Consider the following 24,685-nt stretch of genomic DNA (forward strand, 5'->3'; position numbering starts at 1 on the left):
CCAGATAGATTCGCTCCCATGATTTGATCCGATCTCTGCTGTTTACCCCAAATCTACGACAGGTTTCGCTGTAACTCAATTTCTCTTTCTGCATGGTTTCAATCACCAGTTTTTTGAATTCTGGCGTATATCGCTTGTTTGGTACTCCTTTTGGCATAGCAAAACACCCCACTTGTTAGATAGTATATCATACTGTCTAACAAATGGGGTGCAGTTCACTCACGGCTGTGGAGACTTTTCATTTTCCTGCTTCACATCAAAAATCACAATACAGTGTGCAGACAATAAACGCTGTTCTTGATACAGATTCTCGTCAAACACTCCATTTACAGCAGAATATTTTCGCAAAAGATTCTTGTGGCCGACAAACCGTTCATCAAAAGCGAATACCTAACCACTTGGCATACAGATTATGTGAATGCTTTTACCTGTCTTCTTTCACGGCAGCCTTTTCAGTTTCTTCCGGACGAGTAGGCTGAAACATACCCCACTGCGAATCCGGCGGCCAGCCATAGCGTTCACGATGAACAACTGCCTGTACCACTTCATGGGCAAGATGCTGTGTAAAGGTTTCTTTTGATGCCATAATTATTACCCCTTTCGTCCTTATATTTAAAATTTTTATCAATAGAATGCATTATTGCATTCCAAAGCCGAGCTTAGAAATCAATAGCGTGACCGCAACAGCCAAAATCGCAGAAGTCACTCTATATGCTATCGGTTCTCTAAAAAATAGCAATAAGCACGCCGAAAGCATAGCGATTGCTAATCTTAATTTCACTTCTTTGCATACTGCAACAAGTTCATCCTCGCTCAAATGAAGGGCAGCATTATTTGCTGGTGCTAATCTTAAAATTAAGACAGAAGCAACAGTGAGACAAATCAGATTCGATACAGGATGCAATCGCTTTGCAAACTCTAGTGATACGATCATTGTAAATGTTGAACCCAAAAGGCATCCTGTCGGCGTTTTAGCATGGTATCCACCTGTCCGCATACGAATGAGGCGGAAGACTAGCAGAAAAAGGAAAGTGCTCCCCCATCCGTCAAAAAATGCACCTACTGGAAGCAGAAGAAGAAATGTAACCATTCCCATTAGGCGGCGCATCAAACCATATTGCAGCCAAGCAATCTGATTTGGTTCGATATAGTGCTTTTGTAAACAAAAAGCCGCTATCCCTGCCGCCAATGCTTCCATTTACGTCAACTCCTTACGCTGCTCATTTTATCAGCAGAAAATGATTCCCGCCACAAAAATGTCACAAACGCAAAAAATATGACATAAACGCAAAATTTGAAAGATGGAGAAGCACTCAGTACAAAATCTCAGCAATCAGCCGAGTTATCAATTCCGTTTCCTCGGTTGTTGGTTTCGGAACATTTTTGTGTCCTTGAGATCTTCTTTTCTTGGTTCGAATGTACGCGGTCAAGTCCATAAGCAATTGCACCTGCTCTGGGCTTAATTCCTTAAGCGATAGGGCATTACATTTCTCACCGCTTGTCAAATAATCCAACGAAACATTTAGAACGTCTGCCAGTGCAGCTGCCTCCGTCAATCGCGGAACGGCAAGATCACTTTCGTATTTCCCCAGCACTGAATCTGAAAGTCGCAGGTTCGGATCAAACCCTTTTGCACGTTCAACCACCATCTGCTGCGTAAGATTTTTGTCTTTTCGCAGTTTTAACAGGCGTGGCCCGAAATCATACAACATAAGCGTTTTACCCTCCTTGCACAATATAAATATTTTACAATTCGGCGCCGTTTTAATTATGGAATCTGCTTGATTGAATTCCACAAACGTGGTATATAAAAAGAAATCTATTGACAAAACCCGGAGGATTCGTTATTTTGAAAACATACCCCAAACAAAGGATTGGCAGTCGAGCCTATATAGGAGAGAGTATGGTCAAGATTCTTATTTGTGACGATGATCCTACATTCGCGCAGTCAATGTTCAAAAGGATCCTATCATTGCCGGCCTATTCCAGCAAATCCATGAAATTGAGTTGCTTAACTGATATTGCTGAAATGAGTGCTAACACTATCGCACAATATGATATTCTATTTCTCGATATCGACCTCGGTAAAGAAAGCGGGATTGATCTTGCAAGAAAGATGCGCAAGATGAATCCGGAAGCTGTATTGATTTTCGTGACAAATTTCAGCGAATATGCCCCTGAAGGGTATGAAGTGGATGCCTTTCGCTATCTTGCCAAATCCGAGTTGGAAAAGAAGCTGCCTACATATTTTGAAGATGCACTGGCAATGTGCCGCACCCGTCAGCGAAAAGTAGAGATTCTCTGTGAGGGTGAGAGTGTGCCTATCCCGGTCCAATCTCTTGCATGGATAGAAAGTCAGGGACGCGAGCAGTATCTCCATTTGGTAGGCGGATGCCGTGAGCAGCTAATTACCCGATTAACTATGGCACAGCTTGAGGATTTGCTTGTTCCTCATGGGTTTTTACGTATCCACAAAAGTTATCTTGTAAATATGGCGTATTTGCAGTCTTTTCAAAGTACAAGTGCCGTTCTCACAATCGGTCAAACACTTCCTGTGGGGGCTCGTAGTTATCGCGACAATAAGCAAAAATTTGTAAGATGGCAGGCGCAGCAACTATGGTAGTAGTCTGGGGTAATATACTTAGCCTTTGGGGCAATGTTTTTGCGATAGCCGTAGATATTCTTGTATTTGATGCTTTTTTCCCTCACAACGATAATAGAAAAAAGCGTTGGTCATATATTTTACTATTTTGCCTGATTTTTACATCTCTCTCTATCCTCATTGGCACAAAACTCGGATATACATTCAAAATGTTACAAGAGATTGCGCTAATATATGTGTTATGTGTTTTTCTATATCAAAGCCGTTGGGATCGACGCTTCTTTATTGTCGTAACTGTTTATTCTGTTTTATTCTCCTACAGTCACTGGTTTGAGTCCTTTTGCCTATATGCTGGAAATTTGGACTACGAAGAATATATATGGAATGTTCCTCTATACTCCGTGCTATTCTTCGTTCGCGGGTTTATTTCCATATTTGTTGCACTGATTATTAAAAAATATCATCATCCTCTACACGCAAGGACTCGTGCAAGCACTTGGGTTCCCTTATCGGCTGTCTTCCCTGTTTGCACACTGCTTGTGCTCAGGCAGGTATATACCTACCCGGAAGAGCAACGTGTATGGCAGATTTGTTTATTGATTCTCGATCTTGTTGATATTGCTGCATTGATTTTATTGGACTATCTTGAAGAAAACGCGGAAAATCGCGAGAAGCTGATTGCTGCCAACGAACGCGCCCACGTTCAGGACGAAAACATTCAGGCTTTGAGTCAGGCGTATGCAGGGCAAAGAAAAATGACGCACGACTTCCGAGCCAACCTTTCGACTTTATCTGAATTGTTGGAAAGTGAACGTGTTGACGATGCCAAGGAATTCCTTTCCGAGTTGAATGTGCGCCAAAGTGAGCGGATTTTGCTTGTCAACAGCCATAATGCTGCTATTGATGCGGTTCTAAACCAAAAGGGATATATTGGGAAGAAGCAAGGCATTGATATGCGGTTTCGTGTCAATGATCTTTCCGCGCTGAGGCTTCCTCGTGTAGATGTGACTATTGTGCTGGGCAATTTGATTGATAATGCCATGGAAGCTTGTGCAGGCTTGTCCGATCCAAACCGCTGGGTCAGTATTCAGATCCTTTACAGCGAGAATATGCTTTCTATTTTAATTATCAATCCCAGTAATATCGTTCAGATCAACGATGGCCACATTCCTACAACCAAACAAGACCCTTTGCTTCATGGCTTCGGCATTGGAAACGTTAAAGACATTTTAGAAAAGTATCATGCCGAGTACCTTTTCACTTATGATGACGGACGATTTATTTTTAGCGCAGACTGGCCTGATATAGCTGAACCATCTGCGAACACATCAATTCTCTCATAACCAATATTGCTTTTTAATCCTCTGTGCAGAACAACTCGCACAGAGGATTTTTGCATTCATGCACATTTTTTTGCGTATACGCAGGTTTAGTGGACTTTTGTAGAAAACTGTGCTATTTTGATGCCAAGATAACGCACAAGTTACAATCGTTTCCTACTCCGTATTAGGCATCGGCGCGCAGATGCTGAAATATCGTCCGAACATCAACCCTATTAAATCCATTAGATTGGAGGCTTATTAAATGTCAATACTGAGAAAACGTATTTCTGCGATCCTGCTCTCCCTTGCAATGGTAACAGCCGTAGCGTTGCCTACATTTGCGGACGACACCCAATCATATACTCCGATGCAGATAAGTGCGGAATCTGAAGCTTTCCCGCAGGCTTACATTGAAATTGAAAACGGCACCACACTTATGGCTCGAGACGGAACGACTCATTTGAGCGGTGCCTCTGTAACCGTTTATTATGAAGAGCATTACAAGTATGACTCTCAGGGTAATTTGTTTATTACTGACAGTCGCTTACTATCTGAAGATGAAGTTAATGCCATCGGGAAAGAAAACTTTGACGAAGGTGCTCCATCCCTAACAAGAGAAGTGTCCAACACTAGAGGTAAGTTGACGATTCGCATGGATGGTTCCTATTCTACATCTGGCAATTCCCTAACGGCATTTTTTTCCGCAATGGGCAATTGGAGTGGCACTGGATCAGATCCGTCAGCCTGTCCTTCCAGTGGTGCAGATGTAGCTGGTTTTCATTGGGGTGGAAATATTAGCACCGGTGAGACTACCGCTCGAGGTGAATATGGTGACAATTCTTCTGCAACGGTAACTCTTGCTGGTGGGACCTCTAACGAAGCGATTGCTTGGTATTTCACTGAGAAAGAGGCTTTTAAATATATCAAAAATGTCTTTTTTAATCTCAATATGTCAAAAAGCAGTTTAACTGGAAACGGAAACACTACTGAGTTGTATTTCACCTATATCCATACATATCAAAGTTATAATGTTACCGGCAGTATATCCGCTAGTGGTGCAGGAATTTCGATTAGTAATGTTGCCAATCAATGGCCGCTTTCCGTTCGGCTGTATGGCATTCCCTACTAACTAAAAGACGTTATCAATTTTCATGCGCATAACAAAAAAGATTGTGAAGAATGCAATTATATTCTTATTCATACTGGTAGCTATCTGTATCGCCTATCGCATGTTTGTGGCATATGAGATGCATTGCACACCTGATCGCGCATTGTCGAACATATCGCAAGGTGACATTATCTACCAGTATAACTATCACCAATATGTAATTGCATTCACCTGTGATAAGGTTGGTAATATATTTTGCCATATCCTAAAGAGGACCTCCATATCTAATTTGGTTTGGTACACAATTGTAAAATCGGAAGGTCCACACAAACCGTGGCCTAATCCAGATGCTGGGCGCGATGAACAGTTACCGGTATACCTTACAATGACGCTCTTTCCATCTGCTGATGATTATCGAACAACCCAACCACTATATTTGTATTATGGAGAAATCTTTGGCGAGGCTGTCGAATCATTCACGATCAATGGCATACCTTGCTATTTAGGCACTCCCACATGGCCAGAATCAGTTACAATCGCTTTCCCATCGTCTGCAGAGGCCAAACTATTTATCCTTGTTGCTCCCGAAATTTCTTGGCCACCAAGTTATTCTATTAACGATAGGTGTTCCGGATGAAGTATTATAAAAATCTGTCCATCAATGAAAGTGATTTCTCCGTTCAAAAGCAAGGCCGCTGCATTCATCTGACAGCCATAGAATACCAACTATTCCTTACGCTGCTTGACCATTCCGGGTACATCTGCTCCCGAAACTTTCTACTAGCATCTGCATGGCATATCACAGTGCCGATCCAGACGAGGACGGTCGATGTGCATATCGCAAAACTGCGGGAGAAGTTGGATTTAGGCCCGGATGATTTGAAGACCGTAATGGGACGAGGGTATACGCTTTCTATGCAAAAAAGCTGTGGAACAAGTCGTTCATTAGGAGAGTCACTTTATTCTGATCGCTGACAATGGCCTTTAATCCTCTGTGCAGGACAACTCGCACAAGGGGATTTTTGCATTCATGCACATTTTTTTGCGTATACGCAGGTTTAGTGGACTTTTGTAGAAAACTGTGCTATTTTGATGCCAAGATAACGCACAAGTTACAATCGTTTCCTACTCCGTATTAGGCATCGGCGCGCAGATGCTGAAATATCGTCCGAACATCAACTCTATTAAATCCATTAGATTGGCTTATCAAATGTCAACGATGAAGAAACGCATCCCCATGTTCCTGCTCGCTCTCGCAATGATGGTGGCAATGGCGCTGCCCACGTTCGCGGCATCACCTCCTTACAGCGCGCGTGTTTGGATTTACAACTGCGAAAATTCAATGCCCAACTTGAATGCAGCCTGTGAGTCTCAGCCGACCGACCATACAAACGTCACCATGTGGTCAAACACCAATTCCGACACCCAACGTTGGGATTTGCGTGCTATTGACACCACCAAAAACCTCTGCTACATCCGCAATTACGCCAATACCCAATATGCCCTAAACATCTATCGCGTAAACAATAACTGTGATTTGTTCCCCTTTGCAAACAACAGTGCTGATGACTGCACAATTAAATGTGTTGATGAGGGTAGTAGTCGCTTTGGTATTGTCCTTCCTGCATACGCGTTGTGCTTAACACCTACCGGATTTACTAATGGTAGCAACGTAAACTGGCAGTCCTCCACTGGGGAGACCAAACAGTTGTGGCGCATTTTTACTAATCGCTAATCTATCACAACTTCTATTTATGGTAAAAGCATTCTTATTTCCGTTCGAAAAGCAATAGTGCTTCTATAATATCGTAAATAGAAGCCACCCTAAAGCGATGCCATATCAAATTATCAACTACCTCCGCTAGCAGAAGCCGAACTTTTTTGCCCTGCTGCAAATCGTTTTTTGAAATGATTTTGGGATTGATCTTTTGGTATGGCTTTTTCCCATTGCATTTCACTTATTTCGCCCATCTACTATGATTAAATTGCTCATCCTCTATATTTCTCATCAAAACAAAGGAGAACAAATTGCTGTAGAAAGGACATTCCACTCTCATGAATACATTTAATAAGGCATCAAAAATCACTGTCACCATTTTATTGCTAGCACTGGCATTATCACTTGGTGCTTGTTCTTCCTCACAAAATAGCGTTTCACCAAAAGATGATTCTGTTACTTCCTCCCCCATTTCTGAAAGCGAGACTCTTCCAGCTGCCGAATCGCAACAGGGGGGTAATTTGTCCCTAATCACAGATCCATATGGAGGAATTTTCCGTAATGGAGCAGGAACGTCATTTGGTTATTATGAAATAATGAGTGCTCAGAATAACTCTCTCAATATTCTTTACACCGACTATGCTACTGATATTCGTACATATTTATGTGCTGATCCAGATTGCACACATAATAGCGATACATGCACCAGTTGGTTTTCTTTTTTAGGAAGCGCTTATCCCTTCACATCTGCTGATGGCTCCAAAATTTATCTTGTTACAACTGGATATGCGGACAATGCTGGTTCCATTTCTGATGAGCAAAATTATGGAACGATTTACCAATTCGATGCAAATGGTGCAAATAGAAAAGTACTATATCGATTGCAGAGTAATGAAGAATTTTATGGTACAGCTGCCTCGGATGGCGAAAAATTATATGTAAGTATCCAAGTGGTTGATTCAAACACGAGTTCAAGTCATTGGGAAGTACGTTGTCTCGACCTTAGCAACGGTGAATCCAGTGTTATCTATACAACTGACCAATATGGAGAGCGCATTTTTGGTGCTTACGCTAACAATCTCGTTATAGAGGAGGTCACCGATACTAATAGAAGCTACTATACTCTCGATGTCATTACAAAGCAGAAAAGCGCCCCCATATACTCTTATAACTATAATGATGAGACGCGAACCGAACTTGTAAATAGCAAATATGTATATAGTCTTCGCTATGATCATGAAGATCTATTTTCTCTATTCAGCATAGATTTAGATACCGGCGTGGAAAAATGCATTGCTTCCAATATAGTTATATACAACACTGATTCGACAAACTTATCTGGTTTCTTTGATAATCATGCCATCATTGAGACTTCTGACACTCGGGACACATCAAACATTTCACATATACAATATAATATTGACCTGTCAACTGGTGACTGCGTCACTAATACCCTTCAGTATACTGTTGACGGCGATGAAAAAAATGTCTATATTTTAGCTGAAACAAGCGATGCTTTTCTTGTCCGTAATGGGGTAGAAGAGAAAGAAATTACCGTTGTTGACAACACCGGTGTACCCAGTAGCTTAATGGCTTCTATCCCTCAATATGCTCTTATTCAAAAAAGCGATTATTGGAATGGTGTCTCGGCTTATACCCCTATCAATGACGCTTTGTAAAAAACTCATGTACCATTATTTCCGTTTTTAATGATTTGTAATACCAAGGAGCTGTATGGTTTCGTTAAAAATCAGCGATCTAAGGAAGACATTCTTCACGCCCACAAAACTATCCCATCCTAAAAGCCGCTCAATCAACAAGAAAGCGTTAGCTGGAATTTCGATTGAACTTAATTCGGGTCTTTACGGTCTCCTCGGCCCCAATGGTGCGGGAAAATCCACCTTAATCCATATCATAACTGGTAGTCTTGCCCCAGATTCCGGAGAGGTTCTCTGGTGCGGCAAGCCAGCAATGGGTATAGGCTTCCGCCGCATTCTTGGCTATATGCCGCAGCAGCAGGGACTGTACGACAGCTATACCGGGCGACGCTTTCTTGCCTACATGGCTGCCCTGAAAGAAATTCCTCGAAAAGCTGTTGCAGCCGAGGTAGATCGCGTAGCAGCCGCCGTAAATTTGACCGCCGAGTTGGACAAGCGTCTTTCTGCTTATTCCGGCGGCATGAAGCAGCGCCTGCTGTTGGCATCCGCCCTGCTTGGGGATCCGAAGTTGTTGATTTTAGACGAACCAACGGCAGGTCTTGACCCTAAAGAGCGCGTTCGGCTACGCGAACTACTGGCAGATATGGCTAAGGATCGAATCATCCTTGTGGCAACGCATGTCGTTTCGGATGTAGAAACGGTGGCAACCAAAGTTATCCTGTTGCGTGCTGGCAAGATTGTGGATGCCGCGCCCGTGCCGGAACTTATTAAAAAATATGCTCCCGGTCAAGGGCTGGAAGATGTATACCTGAACGTGTTTGGTGAGGGAGACGGTAAATGAGCCTGTTTTTTGCTGAACTCCGCAAAGTTTGGGGCGGCAGAGTGTTCCCTGCCCTGCTGGCTATACTGGCGGCTGCCAATCTCCTACTGCTGTGGATGGGTACCCGCCCCACAGCCAAACAGCCTCCTGCATCAGCCTATCGTGCAGTAGGTGCCGAGCTTTCCGATAAAACCATGGAAGAAAAAGGGACCTATCTTCACGACAAATACACTGAGATAGAAAGCCTTGTGAAAATCGGGCAGTATTATCGGGAACAGGCTTACGGCGGCTATGGACTCACTCAGTATCGGCAGGACAATGCCGCTATGTTCGATGCCTATGAACAAGAGTACACAGATAAGACCTATACTCTATTTACGGATAACTTGAACACAGAGTACCGCCTGTTCAGTCAGTTGCAAAGCGAATATGACACCGTGGCGGCCTACAGCGACTTTCTGGATAGCGTTCAGACCAAGGCATCCCAACTGTCCGGCATCTCGATTTTTCAAAATGACCGTACCGGGTACGATTTGAAAAACATCGAATTGACCGCACAGGTTTATGCCGGACTAACGGAGACACCCATAGACTATTACCCGCAAAAAGGTCTGTACACAGCCATCAGCTATGCGTTCACCGACCTTATCCTGTTGGCATCTATGCTCTTGCTTGCGTTGATTCTTGTGCGCCAAGAGCGCGACAGTGGCTTGTTGAGTTTGATTCGTAGTCTTCCCGGTGGGCGACTGAAAACGGCCATTGCAAAGCTGGCGGCATTTGCTGCCAGCTTATTGGTCGTTCTAATGGTACTGTATGGGGTCAATCTCGCATATTGCTCGGCATCGTTCAGCTTGGGGCCTATGAATCGCACGATTCAAAGTGTTCCTGCATTGATGCGCTGCACAATGCAGATCACAGTTGGGCAATATCTGCTTCGGTTTTTGCTTGCAAAATGGGCCGGTGCGTTTGTGATGGGGCTGTGGGTCATGCTGGCCGCCCTTATCGCCAAACGCGCTGCGGCCGGATGGATCGGTGCGTTGGCGCTTCCTTTAGCGATGTACGGTATCCGTGCCGCGATTCCTGCCACGAGCCATTTGAATGTCATAAAGTATGCCAATATGGTAAGTCTGCTGCAAATCAATGAGTTGCTGGGGAATTATCGAAATCTGTTCTGGTTCGGCAGCCCCATCAGTCTCCCAATGGTAGAGTGGGTAACTGCCGCTGCTTTAGGCAGCATCTTGTCGGTGGCATTTTGTACGGTTTTTGCAAAGGCACAGCTGCTGCCAGCTGCCAAACGTAGTCTGGCGCTTCCCTTCCGCCATAAAACACACGCAACGTCTGTCACTCGTGAAGAAGGCAGAAAGCTGTTACTGATGAATGGTGCAGCGGTATTCTTAGCTGCATTTCTGGCATTCGGCATCTATCAAGGCGTAACGGCAGAAAGCTACATAGACGCGGACGAAATCTACTATGCCTATTATATGAAACATATTTCCGGGCCGTGGAGCGAAGAAAGCCGCGACTGGCTGAAAGAGCAGCGTAACGAGTTTGCTCCCATGTTGGAAGCACAGAAACGCGTCAACCGTGGCGAATTGAGCAGCGAAGCACTACTGGCCTACAATTCTTTACAGCAAAAATATTCTGCCTATCAGCGTGTTCTTCAATCCAACATTAGTTACTACCTCAAGGAGAATCCCGGTGCGTGGCTTGTTTATGAGACCGGATACAAGAAGCTGTTCGGCTTTACCGGTACAAGTGATGTACAAGATACACTTTTAGCAGGATTGCTATGTGCCCTATGCTTCAGCGAACTATTTGCAATGGAGCGCAAGGGCGGCATGGATGAAATTCTGGCATCCACTCCTTTGGGCCGGAAATACACTGTGAAAGCAAAACTGCGGCAAAGCACAGCGGTTGCGTCAGTAATAGCATTTGGAACGGTTTTGCCTCATCTATGGCAGGTTCTGCGCGACTATGGCCTTCCCTCTTTGCTGGGACCGGCAATGAGTATTTCCGACTTGCAGGCTGTCCCGAAGTTTATAACTTTATCGGATTTGCTGCTCTTTTGGCTGATTTGTCGCTTTGCCGCCTGCCTGTGCATGAGCCGAATTACCTTATGGCTGGGACAGAAATTAGGAAATCTGCTGCCCGCACTTTTTATCAGCGCTGTTTCGTATTGTCTGCCTGCGTTGCTTAGCCTCTCCGGAATGAGAAACGGGATTGAGTGGCTGGGGTTCTATCCACTATTCCATGCTGCGGCCCTTTGGCAAAACCAAGGGTATACCGCTGACGGCGAAAGCTATAATGCAATGTGGATTCCGATTTTTCTGGTATGTGCCGCATTCTTCCTCGCATGGGCTATTGGTCAGGCCCTTATTGATGACTATGATATGATAGGTGTTCCAGATGAAGTATTATAAAAGTCTGTCCATCGATGAAAATGATTACTCCGTTCAAAGGCAAGGTTGCCGCATTCACCTGACAACCACAGAATATCAACTATTCATTACGCTGCTCGACCATTCTGGGCACATCTGCTCCCGAAATTTTCTGTTGGCATCTGCATGGAATATCACAGTACCAATTCAGACACGGACGGTCGATGTACATATCGCAAAGCTGCGAAAGAAACTGGATCTAGGCCCGGATGATTTGAAAACCGTAATGGGACGGGGGTATGCGCTTTCTGGATAATGTGCGATGCCTGACAAATGGGTGAAATACATTTTGAAAGTCACATAAAGTATATCATCTATATTAGAGATTATTTTAGAATTGGATCTCCCTTGCTTCCTTAAAGGAAGCTCTCGTGTTTAGACTACAAGAGCTTCTGGAAAATACACAATTAGAACGATTTACCTGCTCAACTAGAAAGGAAAAGTGTAAAATGATTACGAAAGAGAAAAACCGCACCAAAATTATTTGTGCAGTAGTTACCGCCATTTCCGCTATTGTAGCAGGAGGAAGCGCTTTTCAACTTTATAATGTGCAGAACATCTCCCAAACAGTAAATGGAAATGTCATTCAAATTTTAGGGGAAACCGGCAGCTATGTATCCGCCGGCACTGATTTAACAGACTCAACTGATGAGCTAATCTCCGCATACAGAAAGGTTCTTGACGAGAACAGTCAGTATCAGGCAAATCAATCAACGTTGCAGGGACAAGTCCAAAGTCTGCAAAACGAAAATGACGACTTGAAAAATCAAATTCAAATACTTAAGGGAACACTATTAAATACATATTCCTCAGACGAAATCAATAGCGTAATCGAGCAAGGCGGATTAAAAAGGGATATTTCTAAGCGCCTAGATAATTTGGAATGCCTGGACAGTGTTCATTGTGAGCAAGTTCCCTCTGTTAAAGATTTGTATGGAACCACTCACAGTGTATCGTATCGTTTTGACGCGTCTGACACCGCATGGGCCAAGTTCAAGTTGGACGGACAATATGATACCTTCTCGGCAAATATTGTTACATCGGAAGATACAAATCGCGATGCAAATATGAGCGTGGAAATCTACCTCGATGATGTCCTTGTTGGGCGAGTTGACGATGTTGTACGAGATGAACATGTTCGCCCAATTAGTGTCAGTGTAAATGGCGGCAATGTTTTAATGATAAAGGTCATCCGTACAAATTCCTATTATAGCAGTTATGCTTATATTTGCGACACCTCACTGTCTGTGTTGCAGTAACTATTCGATTTTTCAATAATACGGAAATAGTATTCTGTTTTAGCTCGTTTAATAAACGAGCTAAAACTAAAGTGGCCGCAAATATTGGCAATAAAGGAATAGAGTTGCTATAATTACACTAAAGATTGATTGGATACCTAATTATTAGCAGAAGATCGTCCCAAACCAGCACGGAAAAGATTGGAGATGTTAAACATGAAAAAGATGGATCTTCATATCCATACAGTTTCCACCAAAAGGGACAAACCATTTGCGTTTTCGATAGAAAAGCTAAAAGGCTATGTCATACAGGAAAAAGTAGATTTGATTGCGATAACAAATCACAATCTATTTGATGCCCAGCAATTCAGCGATATCACGAATGCCCTACCCCTTAAAGTCTTTCCTGGCATCGAAGTAGATATAGAAGGCGGCCACCTGATTGTCATTACCGATCCATCTGACATAGATGATTTCACAGAAAAATGCGCGAAAGTTTATCGCCTTAACGGAACAAGTGAAGATTCATATATTTCCGAAGCACAATTTATGGAAATATTTAATGATCTTGGAAAATATATCCTGATTCCTCATTACGAGAAGGAGCCAAAATTCCCGCTCGAGAGGGTTCCTCAAATCAGCCCATATATTAAGTGTGGGGAGGCATGCAGCGCAAAGAAATTCATCTATATGCAGTCCAGAAGCGAAAAATTAGTTCCTGTACTATTTAGTGATTGGAGAGTTGAAGAAAAAGCTCAGTTTCCTTTAGGAAGGCAAACCTATATCGATATAGATGACGTTAATATGATGTCACTTAAATATGCATTAACCGATAAGGCGAAAGTATCACTGAAGCCGGAAGATGGAAACTCTCTATTCCAAATTCTCGACAATGGTTTGCAAATCTCAACTGGATTAACTGTACTTTTAGGAAAGCGTTCGTCTGGCAAGACCTACACGCTCGATCAAATCAATGCGCAATTTCCCGGCGGAAAATATATCAAACAATTTTCGTTGTTATCGACGGATGATGAGCAATCTCAGCGAAAATTCGAGGCAGCATTAAAAAATAGGGGAAATTCTGTAACAGAAAGCTATTTGGGGCCGTTCAAAGCGGTTGTTGATGATGTGCAATCCGTCAATCTTGAGCAAGATGCGAAGGAAATAGACGAATATTTAGAGACGCTGAAGAAGGCCGGAGAAGATGCACAGCGGCAAGACATCTTCTCAAAGGCAAATCTCTATCAAGAATCAAATTTTAGCATCAAAAATTTATCCTCCCTTGTCGAAATGATTGAAGCCGTAGAGACTTTACTGGGCTCAATTGAATACAAGGAGTTGGTTGAAAAGTATGTTGGTAGGCGTTCGCTTCTGCGTTTAGCGATTGCATTAAGAGAGCAATATATTCAAGAAAAGACAGATTCGTTGCACAAAGAATATGTAAATAGTCTTATCACATCGGTAAAGAAAGAACTAAGTGTCCGCTCTTCTACAACCGCTGTGCCAGATATAGACTTGTACCAAATCCTCATGAATCAGCACAAGGTACAGGTCTTCCATGATGTGGTGAAAATGATAAAGAAGCCTCGTGTTATTCAAGCGCAGAATTTGTATTCTTACAGAGTAGTTGCCCAAAGTAGTCCGTTTTCGGGTGCACTGGCGATGCAGAAAGTTAGTCGAAGCAAGACCGTCTTCTCCGATGCATTTAAGGAGTACAATGATCCGTACAAATTCCTACAAGTTTTGAAAGGGAAGGATATTCCTGCATCGGAGTATTATAAGTACTTCGTTAACATTACCTATGAAGTATTTAACCAGTATGGAAGTCCTGCGTCCGGTGGAGAACGTTCCGAGTATAATTTGCTTCAAGAACTGTCAGATGGAGTGAAAAACAGCATTTTGATTCTTGATGAACCAGAGTCTTCGTTTGACAACATATTCCTTAGAGATGGAGTAGATAGCCTGCTTAAAGACATATCAAAAACTATTCCGGTAATTATTGCAACGCACAATAATACAATTGGTGTTTCTGTTCACCCAGATTACATCGTTTATGCCTGCAAAGAGGTCTTAAGTGATGGAAAACTTGAATATCACTTGTATTCGGGTTATCCCTCAAGCGAGGACTTGGTTGATTTAAAAGGCAATCATATATCACGAAAATCTGTTTTGTTGGATTGCCTTGAGGCTGGTGAAGCAGCCTATATGGATCGGAGGAATTCTTATGAAATACTTAATGGTTGATAATGGAAGGGTATTCTATTCTTTGGATGGGAGTGCAGCAAGCAAAAATCCAATCGATCAGATTAGCAAGGACGATTTGCTTACCCTTTTGAAAATAGCAATTTCTGAAGAATCCTTTGAAATGGATCCCTACAGCACCGAATCTGTTCATAATGCAGCACACCAAATTATTTACAAAAATATCTATCAGAAATTTGAAGATATTAGATTGCATAGGGTAAGTTTCGAGGATGAAAAGGTAAATCTTTATCGAACTGCGATAAATAAGTACTCTTCTGAGCTTTCTGAAGACAAGTAAGTATAAAAAGACTCGTACCAATCGAGGACGTTAAAATATCCCGCTGTTGCGAGTCTTTTACTTGTAATAAACATTTATCATTTGACTTTCCGTCTGCTATTACAAGAACTTCCGCTTTTTAATAAATAAAATTGCATCACACAGTTGTTGGCAGAAATATAGCTTTAATGGCCACGCCGTCTTAAAAGTATATCATTACAAAGTTTATATTGTAAAAACACACATTTTTTCTGAAAGTGCATCAAAATCGTTAATTTCTCTCTGTTTAGTAATTGAAAGAATTCTTTCGACAAAACTAAAACAGGGAGTATTTTTATGCCATTCAAAAGACAGAAATCCAACATATCCCCGCATTACCACGACACACGGACGCTTTTGAGGAAGTACCGGGATGTCATGTGGAATTTGGAAGTATCCGATCTCGATTTGCAGGAGGAATTCAAGGCCGAGTATGGACTGTCCACGGACGCCCTGTTTGTGGATAACGAAGTCAACAAGGGCGGCAACCGGCTGGAAAACTATGCCCGTGCCTTGGAGCGCAGCAAGAGGATGATGCAGATCATCGACACCGCGATTGACCTGATGCGGCGCAAGCACAAGAAAGGCGAGTTTTATTACTGGATTTTGTACTACGCCTACCTCTCCCCGCAGCAGTGCGAGAATGCGGGTGCAATTTTGCAGTCGCTTGAAACCAAGGGAATCTCTATTTCTCTGCGCACCTACTATGTCCACCGGGATGAAGCCATCGAAGTTCTCAGTTCGATTTTGTGGGGCTACACTTCCCAGGATTGCGAGAAAATCACCAATCTGCTGACTCCTGATTGACCCTGCACAACATCCGCAATAAATCCGCATAGCCAAACCCTTTTTTCCTGCACAGCCAATTTGATATCATGGTAATGGCCTACTTTTGGCGATTCTTAAAGCATTTTTGCACACAGGAGGTTTCAATGACTAAGAAAAACACACGTTCTTGCTCTCATAAGCGCATAAAAGCAGCCCTTTGCGCTGCCATGTGCAGCGCACTGACCGCGATGCCTGCTTTCGCAACTAACGGAAATAATGCCGCAGCCACAACCGGCACCACCGTCTGGACGAAAGCCAGCGAGATCATGCAGGATGTCTACTCGCAAATCATCTCCATCTCCACCGTCACAGCTGTTGTCTGTGCCGCCGTTGCCCTGCTGCTGATGAACTTTTCCAAGAACGGCAAGACCGTGGATGACTCCCGCGCGTGGCTCAAGCGCATTGCCATCACTTGGGCGATTCTGAACGGTCTTGGCTTCATTATGGCCTACGTCACCCCGTTCTTCCAGGGCGGCACTTGGAATCCGTAAGCCTGCGCGGAATTGCAACAAGGAGGTGAACGCCTTTGGGCATTTTAGACGGCATTGTGGATTGGTTGGCAACGCAGGTGATGAATCTGCTGGATCTGGCATCCACATCGGTACTCGGTGCGCTGGACTGTAATATGGACACGTTCAAGAGATACTTTCCTGCTGCCTCGGCCATGTATGAGATTTTCATCTGGACGGCTATCGGGCTGGTGCTGCTGAACCTTGTGTGGCAGCTTTACCGCTGCTACGGTGCCGGGTTTGACATTGATACCGAGAATCCCATCAATCTGGTGGTGCGCTCTGTAATTTTCCTGTTGCTGATTTGGTACTGCGATGACATCGTCAACCTCGCCTTGCAGATTGGCGGCACACCCTACAACTGGATTCTGGATAGCAACTTGCCCGGCGTGCAGTTCGGAGACTTCAATTCCGTGCTGCTTGTCATTATTGGCGTAATTGCCAACGGTTCTGTGGCCTTGATTGCCCTGATCCTTGTTATGGTTCTTGCATGGAACTACTTAAAGCTGCTTTTGGAAGCTGCCGAGCGATATGTTGTGCTGGGGGTTCTGGTTTTCACCGCGCCACTTGCCTTTGCCATGGGCGCGGCTCGCGGCACAAACAATATTTTCAAAAGCTGGTGCCGGATGTTCGGCGGACAGCTTCTGCTGCTGATTATGAACGCATGGTGCCTAAAGCTGTTCGTCAACATGGTCGGTGAGTTTCTCGCCAATCCACTGTCCTTATAGGAGATTTTTGCATGAAAAAAACTCTGTTTACCCTATTCACCGCTATTAGCTTTGCCCTCCTGTACTGCCCCGCCGCTCTTGCCTTGACCGAGGATGAGGCTGCTGCGGCCGTGGGCGCACAGGGCAAGGATGCCGTATCCGGCAATCTGTTCCTGTGGCTGCTGTGCGCTATCGCTTTTCTAAAAGTCAGCACCAAACTGGACGGTATTCTGCATTCATTGGGCATCGGCGTTTCGCGTTCGCCCGGCTCAATGCTGTCCGAAGCGTTGCTGGCTTTTCGTGGTTTTGAAATCGGCAAAGCCTTTATGGGGCTGGGCGCTGCAAAAGCTGCTGCTACCACTACTAATACGAAAACCGCCCCCAGCAATACCTTTGCAGGCGGGCTTTCCGGCATGGTAAGTCGTCATGTGCAGCAAAGCGCCGCAAGTTCCATCAGTGGGCAGTCCGGCGGCATCGGAGCATCCTTGGGCAGTGCCATGTACCACAATAGCCTTGGCAAAGATGGTGGGTTTGCCAGTAAGGTCATCGGGTCTATTGCCACCGGGCAGACCGGCGGCAGTATTACAGGCGACAGCGCTGTAGAAGCGCTCAATGGTTATTTTGCAGGCACCAGCGATGCGGAGGCCATGCCCATTCCTGCCACCGGCGAAAATATCCCCACTGCAATGGCAACCGCTGAAAACGATGCCGTGATTGACTCTCCTATCCCCGCCACACCGCTGGCGCTGGAGGGCGATAGCACGGTTGATGTTTCCCCGACAAGAGACAGTGAAATTGCCATGCGTGCTGGCGGTAGTCCTGCCGTTACGGAACAGTCCACCATTCCCACTTCGTCCTCTATCCAACAGGCAGCTATGAACCGCGTGCTGCTGGGACAGATGGGCAACAGCGTCACAGATGTGGAAATTGGCGGCGGCAAGATTCAGGGGCGCGAGATCGTCCCCGGCCGCGGACAGATTCAGTTTGCCATGTACAATGCCCGCCAGTACGAAAAGCCGGAGGGGCATTTTACCGAGCAGACTTCCCGCGACGGCGAAAAGTGGTACAAGGTCTACGCCACGACCCGCGTAGAAAAAACGCCCACCGTTCAAGACGAACGCGGGCGTATGCAGTATGATGAGCGCAAGGTTGCTACTATGCCAAAAGCCCCGGCGCGGAGACATTAAATGATTGAAAATGATAATCAAAATTCCCAGCAGGCGGCCTCAGCAGCAGTTCGTAACGCGCCCAAACTTGCCAAAATCGCACAGGCAGGAGTGCAGGGCGGCCCCGCCGGGGCTGCTGCCGAAGCTGCGGTGCAGTATCGCAAGGAAGTATTGGTCGTTGCCATTGCAGTCATGCTGTTGCCGGTTCTGGTTCTGATCATGCTGCCCGGCGCGATTTTCGGTACGCTAACACAGCCCAGCACTGCGGTCAATGATGATTTGGAAATTGCAGCCAATGTAATCCAGCTTCGCAATGCCGTATCGGATATTTTGCAGGAAGCCTACGAGGATACCCTTGCCGAAATAGAATCCGAGCGTGCAAGCCGCACCTACAGCGACATTGATGATTCCGTGGGCGGTCATGTCTCCTACAACGCCTTTCAGCTCATTTCCATGTACTGCGCCTATCAAGGTGAGGATGACTATACCAAAATCAGTCTGTCCAACCTTTCTGAACAGATACAGGCTCACCGGACAGAATATTATACCTACACCATCTCCGAGGAAGTCCGCACCGAGCCGGTGCAGAAAGAGGTGCGCGGGCAGACCATAACTGTACAGGAAGATCACACCTACACCATTTTCACGCTTTCTTATGTAGGCGATGACTACTTTGCCGACACGGTCTGGCAGCTTGATGACAAGCAGAAAAGCTATGCCGATGCCTATGCGCATAACCTGACCGTCTATCTCCACGAAATAGAAGAACGTGAAGGCATTACGATTCTGGGGCAGATCAACGATTCTCTTATTGATGATAATTCTCCTGCCCCCAGCGGCGGGTTCGGCAATCCGTTCAATGACCCAAACTGGGAGCAGCACATCACTTCTTTCTTTGGCAAACGCGAGGATGTCGGTATTCCCGGCAAGGATACCACCAACCACAATGGTTTGGACATTGCCTATCCCTACGGCACGCCGATTCTTGCGGTGGAGGCTGGCACAGTCATCAAAGCGGGGTATCATGTCAGCTACGGAAATTATCTGGTCATCAATCATGGCGGTGGGTATTGTACGCTCTATGCCCATTGCAGCCAGCTTTTGGCGCAGGTTGGCGATACGGTGAACAAGTACGACACCATTGCCAAGGTTGGTGCTACCGGCGATGTAACCGGAAATCATCTGCATATCTGCGTCATTATCGACGGTGTCTACGTCAACCCAAAAGGGTATCTGCACTAAAACAAAGGGGGCTGCTTCTGCCAATACGCAGGAGCGGCCCTCTTATTTTTATTTATCCGAACAATACCGACAAGTAATCAGTTCTGCCGTCCAGCACACGGAGAATTTCTACAGTGTCGTTTTCCCCGTCCACACGGTAGAAAATCAGCTGCTTTGACACCACGAAATAGCGCACATCTGTGGCGATTTCAAACTTTTCTGCCAGTGCCGCGCCCATATAAGGATTATCTGCCAGCAAGGATATTGCTTTCAGCAGCGCTGTCATCAGCTTTTTGGCCGCTTTCGGGTTCTTCAGCTGCCCGGCAATATAGTCGCGGGTCGCCTCCATGTCTTTGACCGCGGCTCTCTTATAGCTTACCCTCATTTCTCTACTCCGAACATTTTATACACTTCATCCTCGGAGTAAGAAACCGGATCGTCCTGCGCTTCCTGCAACTGCTTTGTCAGGCGGGAAAGTGCCTTTGCCTTGATGATCTCCGCGTTGTCCTCGGTCACAGAAAAGGGAAAACCGCCCGCGTTCAGCGACTGCTGGAAAAACACATTGATAGCATCGGTCAGAGTAAGACCGTTCTTTGCATACACAGATTCCAGTTCCTGCTTAATTTCCGGGTTGATACGAACGCGAAATACATCCGTTTTAGCCGCCGAAACAATGTTCTCCATAAAATAAACTCCCTTCATGCCGTAGTTTTCTTCTTATCTCCATTATACGTTCACAGCATCCGGTTGTCAATTCATGTAGCCACATTGATGCCACAAAGCTACATTTGAAAATTTATCTGCCGAAATGCAGTAAATCGGCACAACATCCGCACAGCAAAAGTCTTTTTTGCTGCAATATGACTCTGCTATAATAGTATCGTCAAAATTGAACAGAAACGCAAGAGCGCCTTTTTTGAGGGCGCTCTTTTCGTTTATCGGAGGTGGTCGAAATTTCACGCGAAGAGCGGGATGCTTACCTTATTCCGCAGAATTTTGTGGACACCGGCACGATTCTCGGCGGCACGGTCAAGCTGCGCAATGCAGTAGAGGCGGCTGTGCTTGCCGTAGGCAGTGCGATACCGCTGTTTTATCTGCCGATGGCGTTTAACATCCGCCTGATGATCGTTATTGCGGTATCGGTGCCGTTGGGTGTTTTCGGTGTGGTTGGTATCGGCGGTGACAGCCTGACACAGTTTGTGGCGCACTGGTTCCGCTTTATGAAGCGCCGCCGCATCGTCACGCCCACGCCACAGGGCAATCTCGAAGCCAACCGACACCGGCATCTGCGGCTCATCAGCAAACGGTATCGTGTTGTCTACTACGACGATTCGGATACCCTGCCCCACAACGCACAAGTTTTGCAGCGTAAGGCGGACCGCCACGGAAAGCTGGTAAAGCGGCAGACGCTCTACGACCTACTGCCTATCGAGAAAATCGAGAACGGCATCTTGCACACCACAGATGACCGCTATATCAAGATTCTGGAAATCGAGCCCATCAACTTCCTGCTTCGCTCCCCGCGCGAGCAGCGCAGCGTCATCTACTCGTTCGCCAGCCTTTTGAAAGTCAGTCCGGTGCGGCTGCAATTCAAGTCATTCTCCCGCAAGGCGGACGTCAATGCCTATCTGGACAAGCTGCGGCGGGATGCCGCCAACGAGCCGGACGCGGCGGTGCGCAAGCGCCACATGAGCTATATCCGCTTTGTAAAGCGGCTCGGCTCCCGCGATGCCGTCAGCCGCCGTTTCTTCGTGATTTTCCAGTATGAAGCGCCCACGAACGAGCGAAACATCTCCTATGCCGAAATCGTCTCCACGCTCGAAACCACAGCCCGCAATTTCCGCACCTATCTGGCGCAGTGCGGCAATGCCATCGTGGAACATGAGAACGAGGACGAGTTCATTACCGATGTTTTCTATACCTTATTAAATAGGCGGACGGCGGTACAGGTGCCGTTGCAGGAACGCATACAAGACGTGCTTGCCAGCTATCTTGCCCAAAACGATGCCACGGCGCTGGACAAGATACCACCCGCCGCCTTTATGATTCCGCCCTCGCTGGACCTGAAGCACGGCAGATATCTCTACATGGACGGTATCTATCACGCCTACCTGATGATTCCTGCCGACGGCTACCGCGCACAGGTCATAGCCGGATGGATGGCGCTGCTGGTGAACGCCGGCGATGGCATTGATGTGGATCTGTTTCTGGAACGACAGCCCAAAGAGCGCATGATGCAGAAAATCGGGCAGCAGATCCGCATCAACCGCAGCAAAATCAAGGACACCAGCGACACAAACTCGGATTTCGATGACCTCTCCAACGCCATCCGTTCCGGCTACTACCTGAAAGACGGCCTTGCCAACAACGAAGATTTCTACTATGCCGCCATCCTCGTAACGGTCACGGCTGCCAGCGTCAAAGATTTAGAGTGGCGCATCGGGGAGATACGCAAGCTCATGGTCTCGCAGGATATGAATTTGCAGCTGTGCAGTTTCCGGCAGGAGGCAGCCTTTCTCTCTTCCCTGCCGCTTTGCGCCCCGGATACGGCGCTGTTCAAGAAATACCGCCGCAATATTCTTACCTCCACCGCAGCCAGCTTTTATCCGTTCGTCAGCTTTGAGTTGTGCGATACCAACGGCGTACTGCTGGGCGTGAACAAGTACAATAACTTCCTTGTCAGCCTGGACAACTTCAATACCCGCATCTATAAAAATGCGAATATGGCGATTCTCGGCACCTCCGGCGCAGGCAAAACATTCACTATGCAGCTTATCGCCCGGCGTATGCGGCTGGCAGGAACACCCGTTTACATCATTGCACCGCTGAAGGGTCACGAGTTTTACCGGCAGGCCAAGGCGTTGAACGGCACCATCATCCGCATCGTGCCGGGCAGCCCGGATTGCATCAACGTCATGGAGATTCGCAAAATCGACCACACAAGCAGCGAACTGCTGGACGGCCCTATGCCGGAGCAGTCGGAACTGGCCGCCAAAATCCAGAAGCTGCACATTTTCTTCTCGCTGCTGATTCCCGATTTGAGCAACGAGGAACGCCAGCTGTTGGATGAAGCCATCGTTACGACCTACCGCAATAAGGGCATCACCTACGACAATGCCAGTCTGGATGACCCGGCACACCCCGGCCAGTACCGCGAAATGCCGATTTTGGGCGACCTGCACGCGGTTTTATCGGCCACCCCGGAAACACGGCGCATTGCCAACATCCTAAACCGCCTTGTACACGGCTCGGCCTCCAGCTTCAACCGCCAGACAAACGTGAACCTCGACAACAGCTATGTCGTCATCGACATCAGCGAGCTGTCCGGCGATCTGCTGACCGTGGGAATGTACATCGGGCTGGACTATATGTGGGATAAGGCGAAAGAAGATTTGACCCGCCGTAAACAGATTTTTATAGATGAGGTTTGGCAGATCATCGGTGCATCGTCCAATGCGCTGGCTGCCAACTATGTATTCGAGGCCGTCAAGACGATTCGCGGCTACGGCGGTGGTGTACTGGTTGCCACGCAGGATCTGAACGACTTCTTTTCCTTGGAAGATGGAAAATACGGCCGCGGCATCCTGAACAACTGCAAAATCAAAATCATTCTGAACCTGGAGGAAGAGGAAGCACAGCGCGTGCAGAGCGTCTTGAAGCTGACCGATGCCGAGATCGACAACATCACCCGCTTCGAGCGCGGCAGCGCGTTGATCGTCACAAATTCCAACAATGTCACCGTCGATATGCGTTGCAGCGAGGAAGAAAAGGACCTGATCACCACAGACCGGGACGAGCTGCGCCGCATTGTAGAACGTAAAATGCAAAATCAAACCGAAACGGAGGAATCCTAATGAAGAAACCTGTTATCGTCGCCCTGTGCTGCCTGCTGGCACTGGGCACCGGCACCGCAGCCTTTGCCGAGGAGCCCACACCCACCCCCGCCCCGGAACTGGTGGAACTGTCGCCGGAAGATCCCGCGCCGCAGTTTTACCCGGACAGCATCTCATGGCAGGAGGACGGCGGGCAGCTGCTTGTCGTCAAGCAGTACAGCGTACCGTATGGCACAGTCGTTGCCGACTTGACCGAAAGCGGTATGCAGTGGGGCGGTTCCGATTACACCTTATGGGGTGTTACACAGTCTGTGGAGGGCGGTGTGACCGAAGAAAAAGAGGTCACACAGGATTTTGAATTGTCCGTGCGGAGCGCCGATGCCGAAACCGCCCGCAATGACGTGAAAGAGTCTGTGGCCTACGACGATGAGTATGGCTTCTCCGGCTCTCTGACCTTGCAGGACATTACGATTGGCGAAACTTTGCAGGCCGACAGCACCTACATGGCAACCGCGCACTACGCCGGAACGGTCACCCGCACCGAGGCTGGAACCGTGCATTACACACTACTGTACGCGCCGATTTCTGTGCCTGTGGTTGTTGCTGCGGCAGAAAGTGGGATTACTCCGGCCTTGCTGATTATGGGCATTGCGTGCGCGCTGCTCTTTATCGCGGTGCTGCTGATTATCACCCATCTTCTGCGCAAAGAGCCTGCTCACGCGGTTGAGCCCGCAAAGACCGCCCCTGCACCGAAAGTCTATGTGCCGTCCGGGGATATTGTCCTCGGCGGCAGAAATGAGGATGACGATGAAGAAAATCTCTGATTGGGCAAAAGCTCTGCTGCCGCTGGTCGGCAGCGGAATGGTTCTGCACTACCTGTTCCTATGGCATGAGCGCCGCCATGCGGTGGCGCTGCACAAAGAAGTCTACCATAAACCACACCATTAAGGAGGAAAAC

At 46.6% G+C, this 24,685-nt stretch carries 26 protein-coding genes; 20 read left to right on the forward strand and 6 right to left on the reverse strand.

What is annotated here, in order from left to right; translation table 11 throughout:
- The 4 genes from PG062_RS15840 to PG062_RS00015 all read right to left on the reverse strand — a co-directional run.
- The coding region (locus PG062_RS15840; RefSeq protein ID WP_408611387.1) for a helix-turn-helix domain-containing protein at positions 1-157 on the reverse strand (157 nt) is incomplete at its 3' end.
- 267 nt (positions 158-424) lie between these two features.
- Positions 425-586, reverse strand: coding sequence for a hypothetical protein (locus tag PG062_RS00005; protein WP_270750438.1), 162 nt, complete (start codon positions 584-586; stop codon positions 425-427).
- 51 nt (positions 587-637) lie between these two features.
- Positions 638-1,198 (reverse strand): accessory gene regulator B family protein, encoded by a 561-nt coding sequence (locus PG062_RS00010; protein WP_270750439.1) that lies wholly within the window; start codon positions 1,196-1,198, stop codon positions 638-640.
- A gap of 115 nt (positions 1,199-1,313) precedes the next feature.
- Complete coding sequence (locus PG062_RS00015; protein ID WP_270750440.1) at positions 1,314-1,712, reverse strand: helix-turn-helix domain-containing protein; 399 nt, start codon at positions 1,710-1,712, stop codon at positions 1,314-1,316.
- A 191-nt stretch (positions 1,713-1,903) separates the two neighbouring features.
- Between PG062_RS00015 and PG062_RS00020 the strand changes: the two genes are divergently transcribed.
- The 17 genes from PG062_RS00020 (at position 1,904) to PG062_RS00100 (ending at position 19,915) form a co-directional block, all read left to right on the forward strand.
- The gene (locus PG062_RS00020) at positions 1,904-2,623 is read left to right on the forward strand and encodes a LytR/AlgR family response regulator transcription factor (RefSeq protein ID WP_270750442.1); all 720 of its coding nucleotides are present in this window, start codon (positions 1,904-1,906) and stop codon (positions 2,621-2,623) included.
- The gene (locus tag PG062_RS00025; protein WP_270750443.1) at positions 2,599-3,945 is read left to right on the forward strand and encodes a sensor histidine kinase; all 1,347 of its coding nucleotides are present in this window, start codon (positions 2,599-2,601) and stop codon (positions 3,943-3,945) included. The genes PG062_RS00020 and PG062_RS00025 overlap by 25 nt, the downstream gene beginning before the upstream one ends.
- Positions 3,946-4,186: 241 nt before the next feature.
- Entirely contained in the window at positions 4,187-5,053 is an 867-nt protein-coding gene (locus PG062_RS00030) for a hypothetical protein (protein WP_270750444.1), read from the forward strand.
- Positions 5,054-5,665: 612 nt separating this feature from the next.
- Positions 5,666-6,007, forward strand: coding sequence for a winged helix-turn-helix domain-containing protein (locus PG062_RS00035; RefSeq protein ID WP_270750445.1), 342 nt, complete (start codon positions 5,666-5,668; stop codon positions 6,005-6,007).
- Positions 6,008-6,185: 178 nt separating this feature from the next.
- Entirely contained in the window at positions 6,186-6,767 is a 582-nt protein-coding gene (locus PG062_RS00040; RefSeq protein WP_270750447.1) for an RICIN domain-containing protein, read from the forward strand.
- 320 nt (positions 6,768-7,087) lie between these two features.
- Positions 7,088-8,428, forward strand: coding sequence for a hypothetical protein (locus PG062_RS00045; protein WP_270750448.1), 1,341 nt, complete (start codon positions 7,088-7,090; stop codon positions 8,426-8,428).
- A gap of 55 nt (positions 8,429-8,483) precedes the next feature.
- Positions 8,484-9,248 carry an ATP-binding cassette domain-containing protein gene (locus PG062_RS00050; protein ID WP_270750449.1) on the forward strand — a complete coding sequence of 255 codons (765 nt, stop codon included), beginning with the start codon at positions 8,484-8,486 and terminating at the stop codon, positions 9,246-9,248.
- On the forward strand, positions 9,245-11,647 hold the full coding sequence (locus tag PG062_RS00055; RefSeq protein WP_270750450.1) for a hypothetical protein: 2,403 nt from the start codon (positions 9,245-9,247) through the stop codon (positions 11,645-11,647). The genes PG062_RS00050 and PG062_RS00055 overlap by 4 nt, the downstream gene beginning before the upstream one ends.
- Positions 11,634-11,921: a winged helix-turn-helix domain-containing protein gene (locus PG062_RS00060; protein ID WP_270750451.1), complete on the forward strand. Its 288-nt coding sequence runs from the start codon at positions 11,634-11,636 to the stop codon at positions 11,919-11,921. Before PG062_RS00055 ends, PG062_RS00060 begins: the two co-directional genes overlap by 14 nt.
- Positions 11,922-12,114: 193 nt before the next feature.
- Positions 12,115-12,924, forward strand: coding sequence for an NPCBM/NEW2 domain-containing protein (locus PG062_RS00065; RefSeq protein ID WP_270750452.1), 810 nt, complete (start codon positions 12,115-12,117; stop codon positions 12,922-12,924).
- Positions 12,925-13,119: 195 nt separating this feature from the next.
- Complete coding sequence (locus PG062_RS00070; protein ID WP_270750454.1) at positions 13,120-15,147, forward strand: hypothetical protein; 2,028 nt, start codon at positions 13,120-13,122, stop codon at positions 15,145-15,147.
- Entirely contained in the window at positions 15,128-15,445 is a 318-nt protein-coding gene (locus PG062_RS00075) for a hypothetical protein (RefSeq protein WP_270750455.1), read from the forward strand. Before PG062_RS00070 ends, PG062_RS00075 begins: the two co-directional genes overlap by 20 nt.
- Before the next feature lie 315 nt (positions 15,446-15,760).
- Complete coding sequence (locus tag PG062_RS00080) at positions 15,761-16,270, forward strand: hypothetical protein (protein ID WP_270750457.1); 510 nt, start codon at positions 15,761-15,763, stop codon at positions 16,268-16,270.
- Positions 16,271-16,395: 125 nt separating this feature from the next.
- Positions 16,396-16,782, forward strand: a complete 387-nt coding sequence (locus tag PG062_RS00085) for a fimbrial protein (RefSeq protein ID WP_408611374.1) — start codon at positions 16,396-16,398, stop codon at positions 16,780-16,782.
- A gap of 35 nt (positions 16,783-16,817) precedes the next feature.
- Positions 16,818-17,528, forward strand: a complete 711-nt coding sequence (locus PG062_RS00090; protein WP_270750459.1) for a hypothetical protein — start codon at positions 16,818-16,820, stop codon at positions 17,526-17,528.
- 11 nt (positions 17,529-17,539) lie between these two features.
- The gene (locus PG062_RS00095) at positions 17,540-18,694 is read left to right on the forward strand and encodes a hypothetical protein (RefSeq protein ID WP_270750461.1); all 1,155 of its coding nucleotides are present in this window, start codon (positions 17,540-17,542) and stop codon (positions 18,692-18,694) included.
- The gene (locus tag PG062_RS00100; RefSeq protein ID WP_270750462.1) at positions 18,695-19,915 is read left to right on the forward strand and encodes a M23 family metallopeptidase; all 1,221 of its coding nucleotides are present in this window, start codon (positions 18,695-18,697) and stop codon (positions 19,913-19,915) included.
- Between the two features lie 52 nt (positions 19,916-19,967).
- Here PG062_RS00100 and PG062_RS00105 read toward each other — a convergent pair whose 3' ends face one another.
- Together PG062_RS00105 and PG062_RS00110 are read right to left on the reverse strand one after the other, a co-directional pair.
- Positions 19,968-20,279, reverse strand: coding sequence for a type II toxin-antitoxin system RelE/ParE family toxin (locus PG062_RS00105; protein WP_270750464.1), 312 nt, complete (start codon positions 20,277-20,279; stop codon positions 19,968-19,970).
- Positions 20,276-20,578 carry a type II toxin-antitoxin system RelB/DinJ family antitoxin gene (locus tag PG062_RS00110; RefSeq protein WP_270750465.1) on the reverse strand — a complete coding sequence of 101 codons (303 nt, stop codon included), beginning with the start codon at positions 20,576-20,578 and terminating at the stop codon, positions 20,276-20,278. Before PG062_RS00110 ends, PG062_RS00105 begins: the two co-directional genes overlap by 4 nt.
- A 260-nt stretch (positions 20,579-20,838) precedes the next feature.
- Between PG062_RS00110 and PG062_RS00115 the strand changes: the two genes are divergently transcribed.
- The 3 genes from PG062_RS00115 to PG062_RS00125 are packed head-to-tail and all read left to right on the forward strand — an operon-like array spanning position 20,839 to position 24,675.
- Positions 20,839-23,748 carry a VirB4 family type IV secretion system protein gene (locus PG062_RS00115; protein ID WP_270750467.1) on the forward strand — a complete coding sequence of 970 codons (2,910 nt, stop codon included), beginning with the start codon at positions 20,839-20,841 and terminating at the stop codon, positions 23,746-23,748.
- Entirely contained in the window at positions 23,748-24,551 is an 804-nt protein-coding gene (locus PG062_RS00120; protein WP_270750468.1) for a hypothetical protein, read from the forward strand. The genes PG062_RS00115 and PG062_RS00120 overlap by 1 nt, the downstream gene beginning before the upstream one ends.
- On the forward strand, positions 24,535-24,675 hold the full coding sequence (locus tag PG062_RS00125; RefSeq protein WP_270750469.1) for a hypothetical protein: 141 nt from the start codon (positions 24,535-24,537) through the stop codon (positions 24,673-24,675). Before PG062_RS00120 ends, PG062_RS00125 begins: the two co-directional genes overlap by 17 nt.
- Positions 24,676-24,685 lie beyond the last annotated feature (10 nt).

Source organism: Gemmiger qucibialis (genome assembly GCF_027689445.1).
In the GTDB taxonomy this organism is placed as follows: domain Bacteria; phylum Bacillota; class Clostridia; order Oscillospirales; family Ruminococcaceae; genus Gemmiger; species Gemmiger qucibialis.

Excerpts from the sequence above, each read along its gene's own strand:
- PG062_RS00015 (WP_270750440.1), bottom strand. The coding sequence starts at position 1,712 with ATGTTGTATGATTTCGGGCCACGCCTGTTAAAACTGCGAAAAGACAAA.
- PG062_RS00040 (WP_270750447.1), top strand. The coding sequence starts at position 6,186 with ATGCTGAAATATCGTCCGAACATCAACTCTATTAAATCCATTAGATTG.
- PG062_RS00095 (WP_270750461.1), top strand. The coding sequence starts at position 17,540 with ATGAAAAAAACTCTGTTTACCCTATTCACCGCTATTAGCTTTGCCCTC.
- PG062_RS00030 (WP_270750444.1), top strand. The coding sequence starts at position 4,187 with ATGTCAATACTGAGAAAACGTATTTCTGCGATCCTGCTCTCCCTTGCA.
- PG062_RS00065 (WP_270750452.1), top strand. The coding sequence starts at position 12,115 with ATGATTACGAAAGAGAAAAACCGCACCAAAATTATTTGTGCAGTAGTT.
- PG062_RS00050 (WP_270750449.1), top strand. The coding sequence starts at position 8,484 with ATGGTTTCGTTAAAAATCAGCGATCTAAGGAAGACATTCTTCACGCCC.
- PG062_RS00060 (WP_270750451.1), top strand. The coding sequence starts at position 11,634 with ATGAAGTATTATAAAAGTCTGTCCATCGATGAAAATGATTACTCCGTT.
- PG062_RS00035 (WP_270750445.1), top strand. The coding sequence starts at position 5,666 with ATGAAGTATTATAAAAATCTGTCCATCAATGAAAGTGATTTCTCCGTT.
- PG062_RS00080 (WP_270750457.1), top strand. The coding sequence starts at position 15,761 with ATGCCATTCAAAAGACAGAAATCCAACATATCCCCGCATTACCACGAC.
- PG062_RS00020 (WP_270750442.1), top strand. The coding sequence starts at position 1,904 with ATGGTCAAGATTCTTATTTGTGACGATGATCCTACATTCGCGCAGTCA.
- PG062_RS00010 (WP_270750439.1), bottom strand. The coding sequence starts at position 1,198 with ATGGAAGCATTGGCGGCAGGGATAGCGGCTTTTTGTTTACAAAAGCAC.
- PG062_RS00045 (WP_270750448.1), top strand. The coding sequence starts at position 7,088 with ATGAATACATTTAATAAGGCATCAAAAATCACTGTCACCATTTTATTG.
- PG062_RS00125 (WP_270750469.1), top strand. The coding sequence starts at position 24,535 with ATGAAGAAAATCTCTGATTGGGCAAAAGCTCTGCTGCCGCTGGTCGGC.
- PG062_RS00100 (WP_270750462.1), top strand. The coding sequence starts at position 18,695 with ATGATTGAAAATGATAATCAAAATTCCCAGCAGGCGGCCTCAGCAGCA.
- PG062_RS00120 (WP_270750468.1), top strand. The coding sequence starts at position 23,748 with ATGAAGAAACCTGTTATCGTCGCCCTGTGCTGCCTGCTGGCACTGGGC.
- PG062_RS00085 (WP_408611374.1), top strand. The coding sequence starts at position 16,396 with ATGACTAAGAAAAACACACGTTCTTGCTCTCATAAGCGCATAAAAGCA.
- PG062_RS00025 (WP_270750443.1), top strand. The coding sequence starts at position 2,599 with ATGGCAGGCGCAGCAACTATGGTAGTAGTCTGGGGTAATATACTTAGC.
- PG062_RS00110 (WP_270750465.1), bottom strand. The coding sequence starts at position 20,578 with ATGGAGAACATTGTTTCGGCGGCTAAAACGGATGTATTTCGCGTTCGT.
- PG062_RS00075 (WP_270750455.1), top strand. The coding sequence starts at position 15,128 with ATGAAATACTTAATGGTTGATAATGGAAGGGTATTCTATTCTTTGGAT.
- PG062_RS00070 (WP_270750454.1), top strand. The coding sequence starts at position 13,120 with ATGAAAAAGATGGATCTTCATATCCATACAGTTTCCACCAAAAGGGAC.
- PG062_RS00055 (WP_270750450.1), top strand. The coding sequence starts at position 9,245 with ATGAGCCTGTTTTTTGCTGAACTCCGCAAAGTTTGGGGCGGCAGAGTG.
- PG062_RS00005 (WP_270750438.1), bottom strand. The coding sequence starts at position 586 with ATGGCATCAAAAGAAACCTTTACACAGCATCTTGCCCATGAAGTGGTA.
- PG062_RS00105 (WP_270750464.1), bottom strand. The coding sequence starts at position 20,279 with ATGAGGGTAAGCTATAAGAGAGCCGCGGTCAAAGACATGGAGGCGACC.